The sequence below is a fragment of the Rossellomorea sp. ABR4_004 genome, assembly GCF_056159585.1.
Genome location: NZ_JBSWVM010000003.1, coordinates 95,186 through 111,046 on the forward strand (window position 1 = coordinate 95,186; position 15,861 = coordinate 111,046).

17 protein-coding genes, 1 riboswitch and 1 other annotated feature are annotated in these 15,861 nt (G+C 39.3%); of the genes, 1 reads left to right on the forward strand and 16 read right to left on the reverse strand.

The annotated features are described in order from the left end of the window. Positions 1 to 9: 9 nt before the first annotated feature. From metC to selB, 11 genes are all read right to left on the reverse strand, one after another. A complete protein-coding gene (metC, locus tag ACXAF2_RS17550) occupies positions 10 to 1,194 on the reverse strand; it encodes a cystathionine beta-lyase (protein ID WP_475140608.1) in 1,185 nt (394 codons plus the stop codon). Continuing rightward, on the reverse strand, positions 1,187 to 2,311 hold the full coding sequence (locus ACXAF2_RS17555) for a methionine biosynthesis PLP-dependent protein (RefSeq protein ID WP_475140610.1): 1,125 nt from the start codon (positions 2,309 to 2,311) through the stop codon (positions 1,187 to 1,189). The genes metC and ACXAF2_RS17555 overlap by 8 nt, the downstream gene beginning before the upstream one ends. Positions 2,312 to 2,402: 91 nt before the next feature. After that, a riboswitch (SAM riboswitch) is annotated at positions 2,403 to 2,512 on the reverse strand. A 122-nt stretch (positions 2,513 to 2,634) separates the two neighbouring features. Then, positions 2,635 to 3,633 (reverse strand): tryptophan--tRNA ligase, encoded by a 999-nt coding sequence (locus ACXAF2_RS17560; RefSeq protein ID WP_475140612.1) that lies wholly within the window; start codon positions 3,631 to 3,633, stop codon positions 2,635 to 2,637. Positions 3,634 to 3,693: 60 nt separating this feature from the next. Then, positions 3,694 to 3,936 (reverse strand) — a binding site (T-box leader). 66 nt (positions 3,937 to 4,002) lie between these two features. Then, the gene (locus ACXAF2_RS17565) at positions 4,003 to 4,629 is read right to left on the reverse strand and encodes a metal-dependent hydrolase (protein WP_475140614.1); all 627 of its coding nucleotides are present in this window, start codon (positions 4,627 to 4,629) and stop codon (positions 4,003 to 4,005) included. Between the two features lie 96 nt (positions 4,630 to 4,725). Continuing rightward, positions 4,726 to 5,352, reverse strand: a complete 627-nt coding sequence (locus ACXAF2_RS17570) for an NUDIX hydrolase (RefSeq protein ID WP_475140616.1) — start codon at positions 5,350 to 5,352, stop codon at positions 4,726 to 4,728. Positions 5,353 to 5,365: 13 nt separating this feature from the next. Further along, a complete protein-coding gene (locus ACXAF2_RS17575) occupies positions 5,366 to 6,022 on the reverse strand; it encodes an HAD hydrolase-like protein (protein ID WP_475140618.1) in 657 nt (218 codons plus the stop codon). A 266-nt stretch (positions 6,023 to 6,288) separates the two neighbouring features. After that, positions 6,289 to 6,468 (reverse strand): hypothetical protein, encoded by a 180-nt coding sequence (locus ACXAF2_RS17580; RefSeq protein WP_044337264.1) that lies wholly within the window; start codon positions 6,466 to 6,468, stop codon positions 6,289 to 6,291. An 89-nt stretch (positions 6,469 to 6,557) separates the two neighbouring features. Then, positions 6,558 to 7,772 carry a cardiolipin synthase gene (cls, locus tag ACXAF2_RS17585; RefSeq protein ID WP_475140621.1) on the reverse strand — a complete coding sequence of 405 codons (1,215 nt, stop codon included), beginning with the start codon at positions 7,770 to 7,772 and terminating at the stop codon, positions 6,558 to 6,560. A gap of 151 nt (positions 7,773 to 7,923) precedes the next feature. Beyond that, the gene (locus tag ACXAF2_RS17590; RefSeq protein WP_475140624.1) at positions 7,924 to 8,481 is read right to left on the reverse strand and encodes a VanZ family protein; all 558 of its coding nucleotides are present in this window, start codon (positions 8,479 to 8,481) and stop codon (positions 7,924 to 7,926) included. Positions 8,482 to 8,559: 78 nt separating this feature from the next. Then, positions 8,560 to 9,033, reverse strand: coding sequence for an NUDIX domain-containing protein (locus ACXAF2_RS17595; RefSeq protein ID WP_475140626.1), 474 nt, complete (start codon positions 9,031 to 9,033; stop codon positions 8,560 to 8,562). A gap of 7 nt (positions 9,034 to 9,040) precedes the next feature. After that, entirely contained in the window at positions 9,041 to 10,927 is a 1,887-nt protein-coding gene (gene selB, locus ACXAF2_RS17600) for a selenocysteine-specific translation elongation factor (RefSeq protein ID WP_475140628.1), read from the reverse strand. Positions 10,928 to 10,985: 58 nt separating this feature from the next. On the opposite strand from selB, the gene ACXAF2_RS17605 reads away from it, so the two are divergent. Then, positions 10,986 to 11,189, forward strand: coding sequence for a hypothetical protein (locus ACXAF2_RS17605; protein ID WP_475140630.1), 204 nt, complete (start codon positions 10,986 to 10,988; stop codon positions 11,187 to 11,189). A 144-nt stretch (positions 11,190 to 11,333) separates the two neighbouring features. Here the strand turns inward: ACXAF2_RS17605 and ACXAF2_RS17610 are convergent, their stop codons facing one another. From ACXAF2_RS17610 to ACXAF2_RS17630, 5 genes are all read right to left on the reverse strand, one after another. Continuing rightward, the gene (locus tag ACXAF2_RS17610) at positions 11,334 to 11,930 is read right to left on the reverse strand and encodes an SCO family protein (protein ID WP_475140632.1); all 597 of its coding nucleotides are present in this window, start codon (positions 11,928 to 11,930) and stop codon (positions 11,334 to 11,336) included. 82 nt (positions 11,931 to 12,012) lie between these two features. Beyond that, a complete protein-coding gene (coaW, locus tag ACXAF2_RS17615; protein ID WP_475140634.1) occupies positions 12,013 to 12,834 on the reverse strand; it encodes a type II pantothenate kinase in 822 nt (273 codons plus the stop codon). Further along, positions 12,831 to 13,127, reverse strand: a complete 297-nt coding sequence (locus ACXAF2_RS17620; RefSeq protein ID WP_475140636.1) for a hypothetical protein — start codon at positions 13,125 to 13,127, stop codon at positions 12,831 to 12,833. The genes coaW and ACXAF2_RS17620 overlap by 4 nt, the downstream gene beginning before the upstream one ends. A 113-nt stretch (positions 13,128 to 13,240) precedes the next feature. After that, a complete protein-coding gene (locus ACXAF2_RS17625; protein WP_475140638.1) occupies positions 13,241 to 14,401 on the reverse strand; it encodes a Ger(x)C family spore germination protein in 1,161 nt (386 codons plus the stop codon). Further along, the gene (locus tag ACXAF2_RS17630) at positions 14,382 to 15,857 is read right to left on the reverse strand and encodes a spore germination protein (protein WP_475140640.1); all 1,476 of its coding nucleotides are present in this window, start codon (positions 15,855 to 15,857) and stop codon (positions 14,382 to 14,384) included. Before ACXAF2_RS17630 ends, ACXAF2_RS17625 begins: the two co-directional genes overlap by 20 nt. Positions 15,858 to 15,861 lie beyond the last annotated feature (4 nt).

A 15,861-nucleotide genomic window follows, 5' to 3' on the forward strand; every position in this document is an offset into this window, starting at 1 on the left:
CCTCCTTTTTTATAAATTTATCACGTTTTTTCGATTGATCTTTTGTATACTATCTAACCCTTTTTGAAGATCGATAATTAATTCATCCACGTTTTCAAGTCCTACTGATAATCGTAATAAACCATCTGTAATCCCTCTTTTTTCCCGTTCTGCTTTTGGCATGGAAGCATGTGACATCCTTGATGGATAGGATAGAATTGATTCAACAGCTCCTAAACTGACCGCGAATACGGGAATGTTTACATTTTGAATGAGTTGCTTCACTTCCTCTGCCCCTTTTAACCGGAAGGAAAGAACCGCCCCAGGACCCTCTGCTTGGCGAACTTGGATTTCACGACCGGGATGATAGCTCAATCCAGGGTAATACACTTCTTCTACTTCTTTTCTCTTTTCTAAGAAAGCCGCAATCTTATATGCCGATTCTGATGACTCCTTCAATCGTACGTGCAGTGTTTTCATTCCTCTTAAGAGCAGCCAACAATCCTGAACACCCAGGACAGCACCAAACGAATTCTGTAAGAAAGCTAGTTTACCGGCAATCTCTTCATTTCCCGTTACGGCAAGTCCTGCCAAAACATCACTATGTCCTGCAAGGAACTTCGTTGCACTGTGTAGTACAACATCCACACCAAGGCTGATCGGTCTTTGCAGCAGGGGAGTCATGAATGTATTATCAAGAAAAGTTAAACATCCATTAGCCTTGGCAAGCTTTACAACTCCTTCAATATCGGTGATATTCAGAAGCGGATTGGACGGTGTCTCCATATAAATCACTTTCGTATTGTGCTTGATTGAACAAGCCACTTCATGTAAATCCTTCATGTTTACAAACGAATATTCAATGCCGAATTTAGTGAGGACCTCGGTAATCATTCTGTATGTCCCACCGTACACTTCTTCTGATACGAGTACATGATCTCCACTCGACAATAATAAGAAGCTTGTGGAGATTGCCGCCATCCCAGATGAAAAGGCAAAGCCTCTTACTCCACCTTCCATTTCCGCAATCGTTTCTTCAACCGTCTCCCTTGTCGGATTTCCCGAACGGCTATAGTCATACGTTCCATATTGATCAAAATCCTGTTGATGAAAGGTTGTAGCATGATGTAGGGGTGTAGAGACCGCTCCTGTTTCTTTATCATATCCGTGAGAATGGATGAGTGACGTCTGAAGTGAAAATGGTTTTTTACTCATACGTAAGCACCTCTTTTTCCAATTGTTGAAAAACATTCTCCAGGTCTTCAATCAGGTCAGCAATAAATTCAATTCCTACAGAGAACCGCAGGAGTCTGTTGCAGATACCCAATCTATTTCTTTCTTCTTCAGGAATGTCTGCATGTGTTTGGGTAGCGGGATAAGTGATAAAGCTTTCGACCCCTCCTAAACTTTCAGCAAACGTAATAACTTTTAAGTGTTGGAGAAAAGGAGAAACCCATTCTTCCTTTGCGATACGAAAAGAGAGCATGCCTCCTTTTCCAGGATATAAAACGTCTGTTACACATTCATGCGAATCAAGATACTCCGCTAATTCTCTTGCATTTTTTTCGTGCTGGGCCATTCTGAGACTAAGGGTTTTCATTCCTCTTAATAAGAGCCAACAATCAAAAGGGGCGAGAACCGCACCGATTGAATTTTGAATGGTATAGATTTTATCCGCCAACTCCTCTGTGTTTACAATCACAACACCTGCCAGCACGTCATTATGTCCCCCTAAGTATTTCGTGGCGCTGTGAATAACAATGTCTGCTCCTTCAGTTAGTGGCTTCTGCAGAATAGGTGTGTAGAAGGTATTGTCTACAATTAAAAGCAATCCGTTATCCTTAGCGAGCACAGCAACCTCAGAAATACTTGCTTCATTCATTAATGGATTGGTTGGTGTTTCAAGGAAGATGGCCTTCGTTCTCTTACAAATTTGACCTTCTATGGAGCCGGCATCACTTGTATCGACGAAATGAAATTTGATCCTATATTGTGCTTCATACTGTGCGAATAAACGGTAGCTCCCTCCATATAGGTCTTTCGAAACAATCAATTCGTCCCCGCTGGAAAATAAGCTGAGGATTGCCTGAATGGCCGCCATCCCCGAGCTGAAGGCAAACCCTCTGTGCCCTTCCTCCAATTGAGTGAGGATATCTTCCAAGGTGGCGCGGGTTGGATTTCCTGTTCTACTGTAATCATAGCCTGTCGATTGCCCAATGCCCTTATGTTCATAGGCAGTAGATAAATGAATGGGCAAGCTCACAGCACCCGTTGCAGGATCTTTCCGATTTCCTGCCTGGACAAGCATTGTATCAATATGTTTTTTCACCATTCTTCTCTCCTTTTCTATCTTGAATACGAAAAGGGAAAAAACAAAAAAACCTTCTTAATGAAAATAAGAAGGTTTTGTACGTTCGTTCTCCCTCTTATCGTCCAAGTTGACATCAACTTGCTGGAATTAGCACCATACCAAAACTCGCGGCTGGTTGCTGAGGTGTCTTCGGGCCAGTCCCTCTACCTCTCTTGATAAGAAACTATATGATTTTGTGAAAAATAACTTTCCCATAACTTATAACAAAGAAGAAGAAATGTCAATGAGAATTATGAATTATCTGAAAAACAAAATGATCATTGCGATTCCTTATTTTTTCTATTTCAATGATAAATTCCTATTTTCCTTTTAATCTCTTTCATAAATGGGATTGTTTTTTCCCGTGCTTTTTTTGCTCCATTTAGTAAGATCGCATCCAGCATATGGGGACTCGCCATCAGTTCTTCATATTTCGATCTCGGTTCTTCGATAAAAGAGTTCATTACTTGGAATAACTCTTTTTTCGCTTCTCCCCACCCTATTCCTTCTTGAAATCTCCTTCTCATTTCTTCACCTTGATTTAAAGTTGCAAATTCTTTATATAGCGCAAAAATGACGGAGGAGTCAGGATCCTTGGACTCTTCAGGGGGTGATGAATCTGTTTTGATTTTATTAATTAATTTTTGAAGCTTTTTTGGTTCTTCAAATAATGGAATGGTGTTGTTATAACTTTTAATCATTTTACGTCCGTCTAGACCCGGAAGAACAGCCGTTTCTTCGTGGATGACATATTCAGGGATGACAAAAATATCTCCATATTGTTTGTTAAAGCTTTCAGCTATGTCTCGGGCAATTTCAACATGCTGTATCTGATCTTTTCCGACAGGTACCTTCTCGGTTTGAAAAAGGAGGATATCAGCTGCCATTAAAATTGGATAGGTGAATAATCCCATATTGACTCCAGCATCGACATCTTTGCCGCTTTCTTTATTTTCTTCAACTAATGATTTATATGCGTGGGCGCGATTCATTAATCCTTTCGGTGCAAAACAAGACAGAATCCAACTCAATTCAAAGATTTCAGGTACATCAGATTGACGATAAAAGATCGCTCGATCGGGATTCAAACCTAATGCTAACCAAGCTGCTGCCACTCCATAAGATAGTTCTTTCATTTCATGCTTATCATGTATCTTCGTTAACCCATGATAATCCGCAACAAAATAAGCTGTGTTGTAGGATCGGTTCTCAGCCAATTGTAATGCCGGTTTGATTGCACCAATATAATTCCCCAAATGAATACGGCCTGTTGGTTTAATACCAGTCAGAACTTGTCTTTTCATATCAATTCCCTCCACTGAAAAATAATAAAAACAAACACAAAAAGGGCTTCTCATCCTCTAAAAAAGGACGGGAAACCCGTGGTGCCACCTTCATTCGCTTACACTTTAGTAAACGCACTCATCTGTACAGAAGTCGCCTTCGATACATCGTCTCTTTTATCGGTGAGACCTTCCGCCATAACCTACTTATTTTCAGCCTGGATGCTCAAAAGCCCATTCAACGATTTCACCATACTGATTCTCACCAGCCATCAGCTCTCTGAAATGTTTCGTTCGTCTACTCTTCTTCCTCATCGCATTTACCTATTTAATGTGTTTCCATTATTTTAATGTATGGGGAAATAATGGTCAAGTGGATGTAAACACATATTAGATTTCTTTGGATGAAAGAGGAAGGAAAAGCTTTATGCCTCTCTTATTGAATGGAAGAAATTTCATATCAGCGATCAGATGACTGGCATATCCGATTACACATGCTTCAAATACCCCATCAATCATTAAAGATGACTCTAGATAATGTGCAATCACGCCATAATATACGATTCCAAGGACAGAGTGAGTATAACTTCGATGTGAAACGAATGAGGCAATGAAAATATAGATACCTAACAACCATAACCATGTTTCATTCAACTGCCAACCGCATGCTGTCACACCGATGCCCGTAATCATCAGCATTCTTCTCTGGGTAATGAAACTTGAGAGAATCATCATACCTGCACCATATCCAATACCTAGCCATCGTTCTTTCCCGATTCCTTCCAGATAGCTGTATACCATCATTAAAAACCCAATGATTTGTGCTACTGCTCTGATCATCTTAGGTGAAAAAGTAACCTTGTTACTAAGCTTTCCGTCAATATCCATATCAGGCATGAGTCCGGATATCCCGCCTATTGCCACAAGTGCGGTCGTTATGTCAGGACCAGATCCAAATGAGTTGGCCACAATAAATCCTGTTGCTGCTCCAATTGCCATATGTGCTGTGCCGTTCAATTGTGTCCTCCTACTCTCTTATCACATTATGTATGTACTAGATTACTATAATAGCCTTTATTATCCATATTGACTATGGGAAGTACGAATTAATTTCTAAAGATGAGCCGAGATGCGCTTAATAATTTCAAGAAGATAGGACCTTCCATGTGGGACAAAGTGATGGTAACTCACCCTTTGCTTAATGAAGTCCTTTTCCCCCTTTTCATTAACAAGAAATCCTTCTATATCGATTTCCTCTTTCGTTTGTTGAACGAGAGCCTTAAAATCTTTAAGAGTACAATGAAAAATACCGGACACTTCTTCTAACTGAAGGTGAAACTCGTCATCTGCAACCGACTTGGAATAAAGGAAAACGTGAGTCAGCTCCCGATCGATCATATTCCGTTGAATTAACTGACCTTTTACTATTCCTAATGGTTGCAGTTCTTCTATCGTAATAAGAAGTCCAAGTTCTTCATGAACTTCTCTCACACCGTCTTCAATATTCTCCTGTGACAGTATATGTCCAGCAGCGGTAATATCAAGTAAGCGGGGGAAATCCTTTTTCTCATCACTTCTCAGCTGGAAATAAATAATGGTCTCTCCACTACTTTCATCAAAATGCGCAAGCCAGCAATGAAAGGTTTCATGCCAATATCCATTTGTATGCACCTCGGAACGACTGGCTACTCCAATTCTATTACCGTATTCATCAAAGACGGCAAGTTGTTCATCCTCCACCCGGATCCCTCCTTTATTTCATTTCCTCCAAATACTCTTTAACCTCCAAGAGATTTTCAACCACAATATCCGCTTCACTTAATTCATTTTCCTGAGAAAAGTCAAAGGCACAACCTATCGAAAGAAAGTGATTTGCCTCTGCTCCTTTAAAGTCAGACAATCTATCTCCAATCACAACCCCATGTGTCAGATTATGATCCTCTTTGATTTTTCGAATCAACTCCCCTTTGTCATCTGAATGTATTTCCTGAATGCTGTAGCAGTCCATGATCCATTGATCCAAACGAAAGTACTCCACGATCGTCTTTAAATACTGAGGATATCCATTGCTTGCCACAAAGATTGAAAACCCTCTCCCTGATAAATACGTTAATAGTTCCTCCGTATGTGGATAGAGAGCCCCATTTCCTTTCTGAATATGATCAATCAGTTTTTCATGAAATACATCATTCACTTTACCATGTTCATGTAAGGAATGATGAGGTAAAAGGGTTTTCCAGACGACAGAAAGAGGGACACCCATTATTTCTCTGTATATTTCAAGAGGTGTATCCCCTTTCCACATTCCTTCATCTCTAAGTAGTTGAAAGGTATCATGAAGTGAAGCTTCAAGAATACGATCCGTTTGAAACAACGTTCCATCCATGTCAAAAATCATTGCAGCTTTCATCTATATTCTCCTTTATTGCCTTTCGTACATTAATATGTTCGACGATTTATACTTAAGTCACTATCTTGCTTACATCAAATAAACCTTCTCTTATCATATCAAATTCACAGCCGAAAGAAAGCAGCTGCGTTTAGACGAACGATTTCTTACTGAGTATAGCTGTCCATTAGGCACCACCAATACTTTTTCAACAAAAAAACACACAAGAACCTTTCTCCCGTGTGTTTACTCTTATATCTTAAATCAGTATATGGACGTTGCTTTCTTTAAGATGCATTTGGAAGATAAAAGAGGACCGTCAACATCATGCCGATAACAGAAAAGATCACGATACTAACTGCTACAGACTTGTGAGACTTAGACACATGTTTCTTCTTTAACACGTTAAAAAACTTAAATGCCAATAACGAAAGAATAAACAAAGATACAAACAAGAGCTCGCTCATGGACAATCCCTTTCTTCAGTAAGGTGTTTTCTTTACAAGATATGAAATCACTTTACCATATTTTCTTATTCAATAAAAATTATTTATTCTTAGAAATAATAATATACCCATTCAGGCGTTTTACGGAGCGCTTTTTCCCAGGCTGGGAGTTCATTAAAAGCCTTCATTGTCAGTTTTTCACTATCACTAATGTCTTTATAGATAAGTGATTCTAATTCCCCGGCAACTTTTGCATCCCGAATGATGCAGTTGCTTTCATCATTTAAATAGAAGCTCCGCGGATCCCAATTGGCTGTACCAATATCAGCCCATTTATGATCAATGACCAGCACTTTACCATGGAAAAACCCTTTTTCATACAAATAGAAATCTACTCCGCTCTCTAACAAAGTTTTCTCTATTCTATAACTTGGAGGCTTCGTGAACCATGCATCTGTATCGTCCGGGACGAGGATCTTCACTTTTACCCCACGCTTCACTGCTTTCTTTAAAGCTGATATTAGTTTCCTATTTGGCAAAAAATATGGTGTTGTAATTGTGACACTCTCTTCCGAACTGTTAATCCAGCTTACAGTCTTATCTACAATACTGTCTCCTGTTGAGAACAAGAATTGAACGCTGCTCCCCTCATTTTCATTTGAAGTACGAGTAGGATGTGCGCTCTCCATACTATCTGCCCCATCCTCGATCCAGTCCCTTTTAAACTGCTGGGCCACCTCAGTTCCTGCCTCACCTTCCAACCGTATATGATAGTCCCTCCAGTAGCCAAGCTTCGGGTCTTTTCCTAAATATTCATCCCCCATATTGAATCCTCCAATATAGGTAATTCTTTGATCAATGGAAATGAGCCTGCGATGATTCCGATGATGAAGGGAATAGAAGAAATTCTTCAGGGATAGAGGCCTGCTTTTAACAATCTTCACTCCTTTTTTTTCCATCCTCTTTATACTTTCCTTCTTAATATCTGAACCGAGGAAGTCGACAGACAATCGAACATCCACCCCTTCCTTAGCCTTTTCAATCAGCAAATCAAAAAACTCGTTGGAAATCTGATCGTCCCTGATAATGAAAAAATGAATCCAAACAAGCTCATCTGCTGTTTGAATATCCTCAAACAACTTTTCATACAAGTCCTTCCCGGTATTGTAGACGTCGATTGCAGCTTTATGAGATTGAGTTTCCGTTATGGGGTGAGTTCTCGCATAGTTTTTCACACCTTTTTTTACATCCCAGTGCATGATGAGGAACAAAATCACGATGCAAGCAGCTGTGATAAGGATTGCTTTAAATCCTTTTTTCAGCAAGAGAACTCACCTCCTTTTTATATAGTGTTAGCTTTTGTTTAAGGAGAAGGACTATTCATTTCCATTCAAAATATATCTTAGTTTCAGTCACCTTTTGTGCACTTTTTAATATGTACCGAAAAAAAAGAGCATTAACATAACGTTAACACTCTCAGTTTATTTTCTTGTTGATTCTCAATAGATTATAGATTAAGCGTGCGAACACAAAAAGAAGGCCTCCAATAAATGAACCCAATGTATTCATTATCCAATCATCAATATCGGTTGCTCTTCCTAATGGTAGATAGTATTGCGCAAACTCAATACCAAAGGAGAAAAGTGCTCCGATAAATGTCACCATCAGAATAATCTGTTTCGACTGTCTCATCCACCAAGCAATAAAAAAGGTTAATGGAATAAACAATAAGATATTGGCCATCAAGTTTCGAATGGGTACATCTAAATGATTCCGGTAAATCAGATTCAACTTCAAATTAGAAAATGGATCAAAATTCACGGATCCCTCTGAAACATTTTCACCCGTCAATGGGGTCATTGTGATTAAACAGATCGCTCCAATCGTTATACACGTAAACAGAACAGGCAGTAAATTCATCCATCTGCCCTTACCCTTTCTTCTCTTCCAAAAGGAGACCGCAAAGATAAGGGAAATCGTCACAACCATTATAATTGGAAGAACCCAACCAAATGCGCTCCATAATTCCTTCATGATTCCTTTTCCTACTTTCCTCTAAGTTACAACGAAGATTTAGTTAATTTACGATGATATATGTTTGAAAGAGAAGCATTATGACAATTGGCGAATCGTCACCTCAGCAGTCTCTTTGTCCATTCCATTCCAGGAGGTGTGGATTTCAAAAGTTCCTTCCTCGAAAAACAAAGGGAATTTCCGTTTGAAAAAAGGCTGCATCGGTAAACCTATGGCTTCTGCCTTTGAGACCCAAACCAATTCCCCTTCAGGAGGGTTTTCGAGGAGCTCACCGGTGGTTTCATAGGCAAGGTAATTATACACGATATATCGAAATCCCTTTTCTGGTACAACGTATTCATCTAACCCTTTATACCTTAATTTTTCTACCTGTAAACCTGTCTCTTCTCTTACCTCTCGCATTGCACCTGCTGCAGGACTTTCAGGGAAGTCAATTTTACCTCCCGGTGCAATGTAACCAGGATAGTCTTTCTTCTCAGGCCTATTTAATAATAGCACTTTGTCCCCTCGTTGTATCATTACTAAAGAATACATCACTGTTTCTAACTTCATTCATTCCTCATCCCTTTATACTAGTTCCAATCCATTTACGAATACCCTCGCCTCTTAAGGTCAGACCATCTTTATCCAGCTTTTCTAAAAAGGGGATCAAGTATTTTCTGGATAATCCTAGAGCGGATTTGGCATCTGCAATATCGAATCTTTCACCGGTTTTTTCTATTAATTCTTCAACAGTTTTCATAAAAACTTGATAGGAATAGGATTTTTTATCATCCAATGGAATGATTTTCTTTTCCTGGATAAAAAAACGATAAAAATCAGACTGCCATTTTTTAGGTATACCTACTTGATGAAAATACTCTTCCATGTCTTTTACTTGTGTATCATCAGCCTCTATTAAGGTAATGAGCTGATTGCATCGTTTCTCCCATTCAGGAGGTAAATGAGGAATGAAATCCTCTAAACAAAGAAAACCACTGTTTCGTTTCCAATGTTTTTGCTCAATCGAATAATCCACTAAAGCTCCTGAGTACCTTTTTAAAGATTGCTTCAACTCACCAATATTGATTCCTTGTAATAAAGGAAACTTCTCATGGAATTCTCGAAGAATCTGATCGATCGAATTCACGCATTCATCCACTATTTTCAAATGCGTAACATTGGAATGTGAAAATACAATCCATTGATCATCACCCTGCAGCATATCACGCAGGTCTGTATGAGTGATAGATGCTTCTCTAACGATGAAATCTTCATCCACACATTTGTATTGTTCAACCAGCCTTAGAATTCTTTCCTGAGGTGTACCGTGCCGTTCAGACTGAAGAAGGACCATCGTTTCCTCTCCGAATTTGTATTTCCCACCATTCGGCTGAATAATCCACCCTCCTCCGATCGTTTCCATTGGAGAGGGTCTTCTTAGAATAAAACGATCGCCTCTTTTGGCAACAATCGATTCATCAAGCCGGATTTGACATAGAATATCGTTTGTTGCCGGATCGACTTTATTTCGATCAAAAAATACGAGCTTCCCCATCACTTCTGAAGTTCCTACATGTACAACAACTGGCATTCTTTGTTTTATAGGATGGCTTACAGTATGTAATACTCCCAGGCACACATCAATCGTGTCGGTTACGGTAAAATGTGTGGATGTGACGAGTACATTTCCTCTTTTCAATTCTTTGTAATCCACTCCAGAAATGTTTATCGCAGCACGCTGACCGGCAAAAGCACGACTCTCTTTCCTATGGTGGGCTTGAATTTGTTTCGCTTTCGTATGTATTCCTTGAGGTAATATGATTATTTCCTCTCCAGTTTCCAATGTTCCTTCAAATACAGTCCCTCTTACGACAGTTCCCTGACCCTTTACAGTAAAAACTTGATCAATCGGCAAACGAAAATCGCCACTGACATTTCTTGAAACCATGCCCTTCAATGTAGTAATGACTTTCTGTTTTAATTCTTCGACACCCTCTCCTGATAGACTATCTGCCATCAAGATATGAGCACCTTCAAATACTGTTCCCTTCAACTCATCTATCACTTCTTCAAGAGCCAAATCCCTTAGTTCTTCTTCAACTTTCGATATTTTCGTCAGCACGACAATGCCTTGAGTGATTCCTAGTAGCGCCAGTATATCAAGATGTTCCTTCGTTTGCGGCATCACCCCTTCGTCTGCTGCCACCACTAACACAACGAGATCAATCCCTGCCACACCTGCGATCATTTGTCGAATAAACCGCTCATGACCAGGAACATCCACTACAGAAATCTCCATATCTGCATCATTATATAATGGGGCAAACCCGGGTTCAATCGAGATGCTGCGCTCCTTTTCCTCAATTAATCGATCAGTATCGACAGAAGTAAGGGCCTTTGTGAGGGTGGTTTTTCCATGATCAATATGCCCGGCCATTCCAATGGTATAATATTGTTTCCTCATCCCCTCACCCTCTTTCTATCTTTTCTTTTTGAACCGGAAAAATAGGACGCCGGCCATTATGGCAAAACAAATGGAGAATAAGATTCCCTTCCATACATCTCCATCTGAAAAAGATTTCAATACCCATATCAATATAAATAGCGTTATGGCTATATCAATCATCATCATACCTTTTGAGTTTCGAATGTTTCTTCACCTGCTGCCTATTAATTTAGTTGCGATTCTTTTACTTTATCATAATCCTGCTACAACGTTCCATTAGGTCTAAACCCTGCCATACTATATTCCCCCGACATAGCAGCTTCCTTTTTATCATTATAATCCTTGAAACCCTGATTTTGGAATAAATTTTCATTAGTAAAAAGGAGAATCACCTGACATTCTGTGATTCTCCCTCCTATAAATTTTATTCAGATCCCTCTTCAATCAGTATTTTCATATCTCCGACAATTTCATCGTAAGGGACGTCACTATTGCCACTATACGTCTTTACGACTTTCCCTTTTTGATTCACCAAGTAGAAGCTGGTACCATGAATCATCTGATCAGAATTAGGATCGTCGGCTACAATCGAGCGGAAGGAATGTTCCGCAAGGTCCTTTACCTCGTTAAATTCGTAGCCTGTAAGCAGTTCCCATTTACTCGTGTCTGCTTCAAAGTTTGAAATATACTCTTTTAATGCGTCCGGTGTATCATTTTCTGGATCTACACTGAAAGAAACGATTTTGTAATCCTCTACCCCTTCTTCTTTCAGCTTTTCTTGAAGCTTCGATAAATTAAATGTCATGGGTGGACAAACAGTTTCACAATTAGTGAATATGAAATCTGCTATCCATACTTGTCCTTTTAAATCCTTCAAACCGACTTCTTGATTATTTTGATTCGTATAAGAAAATTCTTTCACTTCATAATCTGTTTCTGCTTGAAAGTTACTATTACTGCAACCTGCAAGGAGAATACCGATGATGGTCATCACCACTAGGAATGGTTTGGTTTTTGACATCTTTATCTCCTCCGACTTTATCTATCTCTCCCACTCTATGTTAGTAAAAAGGGGATAAAAAAACAATCAGCAGAAGCATTATTCATTGTCTATTTTGTGAATGCTCTGCTTCCCTTCCAACAACAAACGCTCCAAGACTGCCAGCGTATGCACCTTTCTCTGGAAAAATAGGGGTGTAGGATAACATATCTTGAAATTGTGCAAGGTCTTCTTTTAAAGCAGGATTTGATTTCAACGTACTTCCAATAAATACGAAATGCTCTAACGTATGAACTTTAGAAGCTTGAGATGCAAGCAGAATAATGGTTTCAGCTATCATATTCGTTAGCGCCCGCAGTTTGTCTGCTTTCATAGAAGAAGAATCCCCTTTAGCAAAATTAGCAGCTGTCAAATGCTCAGGAACCGGAGAATTCATTGCCTCATAGACGTCTCTCACGGATAAATCAACTAGTTCTCGTTTGCCTTCCTTTGATAACCGTACCAGCTCGTAATAGTCAGATTCTCCTGTTAGTAAACCTCCCAGCCCCATAAAGGTTCCTCCACCTAACCCGCTACCAAGCAATCTTTCACATCCGGTTTCATCAACCTTAAAAATAGAAGTCCCTGTACCTATATTTATGAGAGTGAACTTTTTCACATCACTTTTTTCCTCTTTAAGGAGAAGTTTAGCTCCAATGCATACCGCTTCGAATTCTCCAACCATACATGCTTGCGGAAAGGTTTCTCTCCACTTCTCTGCTTTTCCTCCCGTTATATAAAGCTTATGATTATGGGACAGGATTGTAAGCCACTGCAGTACACTCTCTTGCTGCTCATTGGAAAAGGTTTTATAATGCAGCCCGCCATTTTCCTCATACACGATCTTGGTTAACGTTCCACCAGCATCGACCCCGATCACATTCATTCTTTTCGTTCCTGCATTTTTTTCTTAGAAAATAAATAGTGCAGGGTAAAGCCGTGAACGACCATTATCGTAAGGAAAGCCAGAAAATAATAGAAAACTCCTATGACCCCATCTGAAGTATCCTCGGTAATGAGCCACCATACCGATGCAAAAAGAAGAAATAGAAACTGTAGAGCGACGCCCTCCAAGAATGGTTTTTTATAGGTATTGAAATCCAACAGTCTCTTCCAGCTCCATCCAATTGCAACTACGGCTGAAACGAACAATAATAATATGTAAATACTTATTTTCATCAATGATGCCTCCATTCTGATTCTTGCTATTTCCATGGTATTCAAATGATCTGGAAAATGAAAGAGAAAATGGGAAAAACACCAATTTATTTTGGTGTTTTTCCGCATTAATCCTATTCCAAGCTTTTATGATCGTAACGATAGGCGTTGAAATGAGTGATATCCACCTTTACTTTCACTTCGTCCAATGAATTATCTGTTAAATAAAATGAAGGCTGTTCTTCAAGCTTGCTAAATTTTAGTGGATGGTATCTATACCATTTTTCACCTACATTGAGTAAATCCACTTGTTTGTCCAACCCAATGTTGTACACTTTTTCAATTTCATTTTCCAAAGACTTTTCAAGTGTACTTTTCACTTCTTTATATTGAGCCTCCTGTAATTTTTCAATAAGCTCTGCTTTCACGCTGACTTCAAGTGAAAAGGAGGGAAAATCACCTTGTTCTTTCTTATATTTTATTTTTGGCTCCTTCGTCAATAGTTTAAACGTAGATACCAATTCATCATCAATATATAATGGATAATCTATTTGATTTTTTTTGGTAAGCAACCAATCAACGATGATTGAGGGTTTAGAAGGAAGGTCTCCTTTGAATTGTGATTGTTGAAACAGACTATACCCGTTCAAGTAAAGTACAGGATAAGGTTGATCTGCCTTCCAGGATTTTTTATCGATACTAATATTTGGAATGAACGCTGTGCCCATCGGTTCATAGTATTCCCTTAAAAAATGCATTAAACTTGTAGCACCGATATCATCTTGTAAAGACTCTATCGTTTCTTCCGTCAGCAAAACAGTATACACGGGAGGATAATTAAATAAGCCGTTCACCTTAAAAATTTCTTCAATGCTTTCATCAGTTGTAAATATCTGCAGATTTGGCCTCAATGAACGATTTCTTCCCACATCCTCCAAGACCTCTTTAAATTTGTACTTCAACACATTTTTTGAAAGTACGAGAGTTTTTGTATGTCCAAAGAATAATGATGGCCTAGTTGTTTTATATAGGTGTCTTACAGCCAAATTCAGTGTTTTTCCAGAAGCAGAACCAATGAACGCAGGCACAGGTTCTGTAGGCTTACTTCCCTCCTGTTTTGCTACATTGGCAAAATTCAAACCTTGAAGATATGCTGTGTATTCCTGATTATCTTCATTGTAATCCAGTCCGATCGAAACGATATACGTTAGATCCTGTATGTTTTTTGAACCGGTACATCCTGTCAATAAAAGGATTAAAGAAATGAAAATGAGTTTAACTGTCTTGTTGATCACGCTGATTGATTCCTTTCCTTGTACTGTCTTCCGGACTGGTTGAAGGGGTACGGTTTTTATAAAATTGAATAGGCAAGCGGAAAAATGACCGAATGACTTCATTCCAACTGATGGGAGCTACTGTACCAAGAAATGGAGTACCGAAGGAAGATTTTGTCGCTAAATATAGGACCGTCAGAATAAAACTCATAACAACACCGAATAATCCAAAAAACGTGCTAATGAGCAATACAACGAACCTTAATACCGTCGTTCCATACTTCAACGTTTGATTGACGAGTGTAAAGGACGAAATATAAGTAATGGCTCCAATGACCAGCATGGTTGGGGATGTCAAACCGGCACGTATAGCGGCATCTCCTACAATCAGTCCACCAAGCACAGAAACCGTCTGACCAATCGCCCTGGGTAGACGGACACCTGCCTCATTAAAAAACTCAAACAAGAATAGGACGATAAACATCTCAACAGGAGCGGAAAGTGGCAGGCCGAACCTGGAAATCGAGATCGTCGCCACGAGCAGATAGGGAATTTGTTCAATATTATAAGCGGAAAATGCAACCCATAATCCTGGCAAATAAGCTGAAATCAAAACCCCGCTTACTCTCAGGATCCTTTCCAAAGATACGTATACATAGTTGATACTTGAGTCTTCTGGTGACTTCGTTTGTAACAAGAGATTTATTGGTGCAATGGAAACTGTAGGGTAGCCATCCACCAAGAGGGCAAATCTTCCCTGAACCAATGAATCAACGATAAAATCGGGGCGACCTGTGAAATCGAAATTAGTGAAAATGGAATTAGGGTTGTCGTCCAGCATTGATTCCAACTGTTGATTGCTGGTTAGAACATCTATATCCACTTTTTTCAATCTTGTATATAACTCATTGAGAATACGCTCATCAATTACATCATTCAGGTACATGATGGCAATTTCTGTATGACCGCGGGTACCTATCTTGAATTTCTCCACTGAAAGGCTTGGCGTGAAAAGTCTTCTCCTAATTAAAGATATATTTGTATTTAAGTCTTCAACGAATCCATCTTTTGGCCCGCGGATGGATGTTTCAAGCGAGGATTCTTCCGGCTGCCGTTTAGGAAAGTTTCCTGCATGTAAAGAGATAATTTTTTCATCGATGAAAAACAAAATATACCCGTTGAATAGAGCAGTAGAGAGCATATCCAGGGACTTCCCTGTTTCTTCTACAGCTTGGAAATTCCCCGCTATCTTTTTTGCATAGGACTTTTCTGGACCTTCTTCTAATTTTGGGAGAATGAATTGATCGAGGTAATGTCGATCGACCAAACTCTCAAAATATACAAGGGTGACGACCTCATCGTGAAAAAAATGCTCTCGAATAAGTAAATCATGACTCTTTGAAAATAATTCCTTTAACTCTTTCAAAGTGTCCACTTTTTCTTCCTCAATCCGCTTTTCTTTCGAAGACTTCTTCATTTTG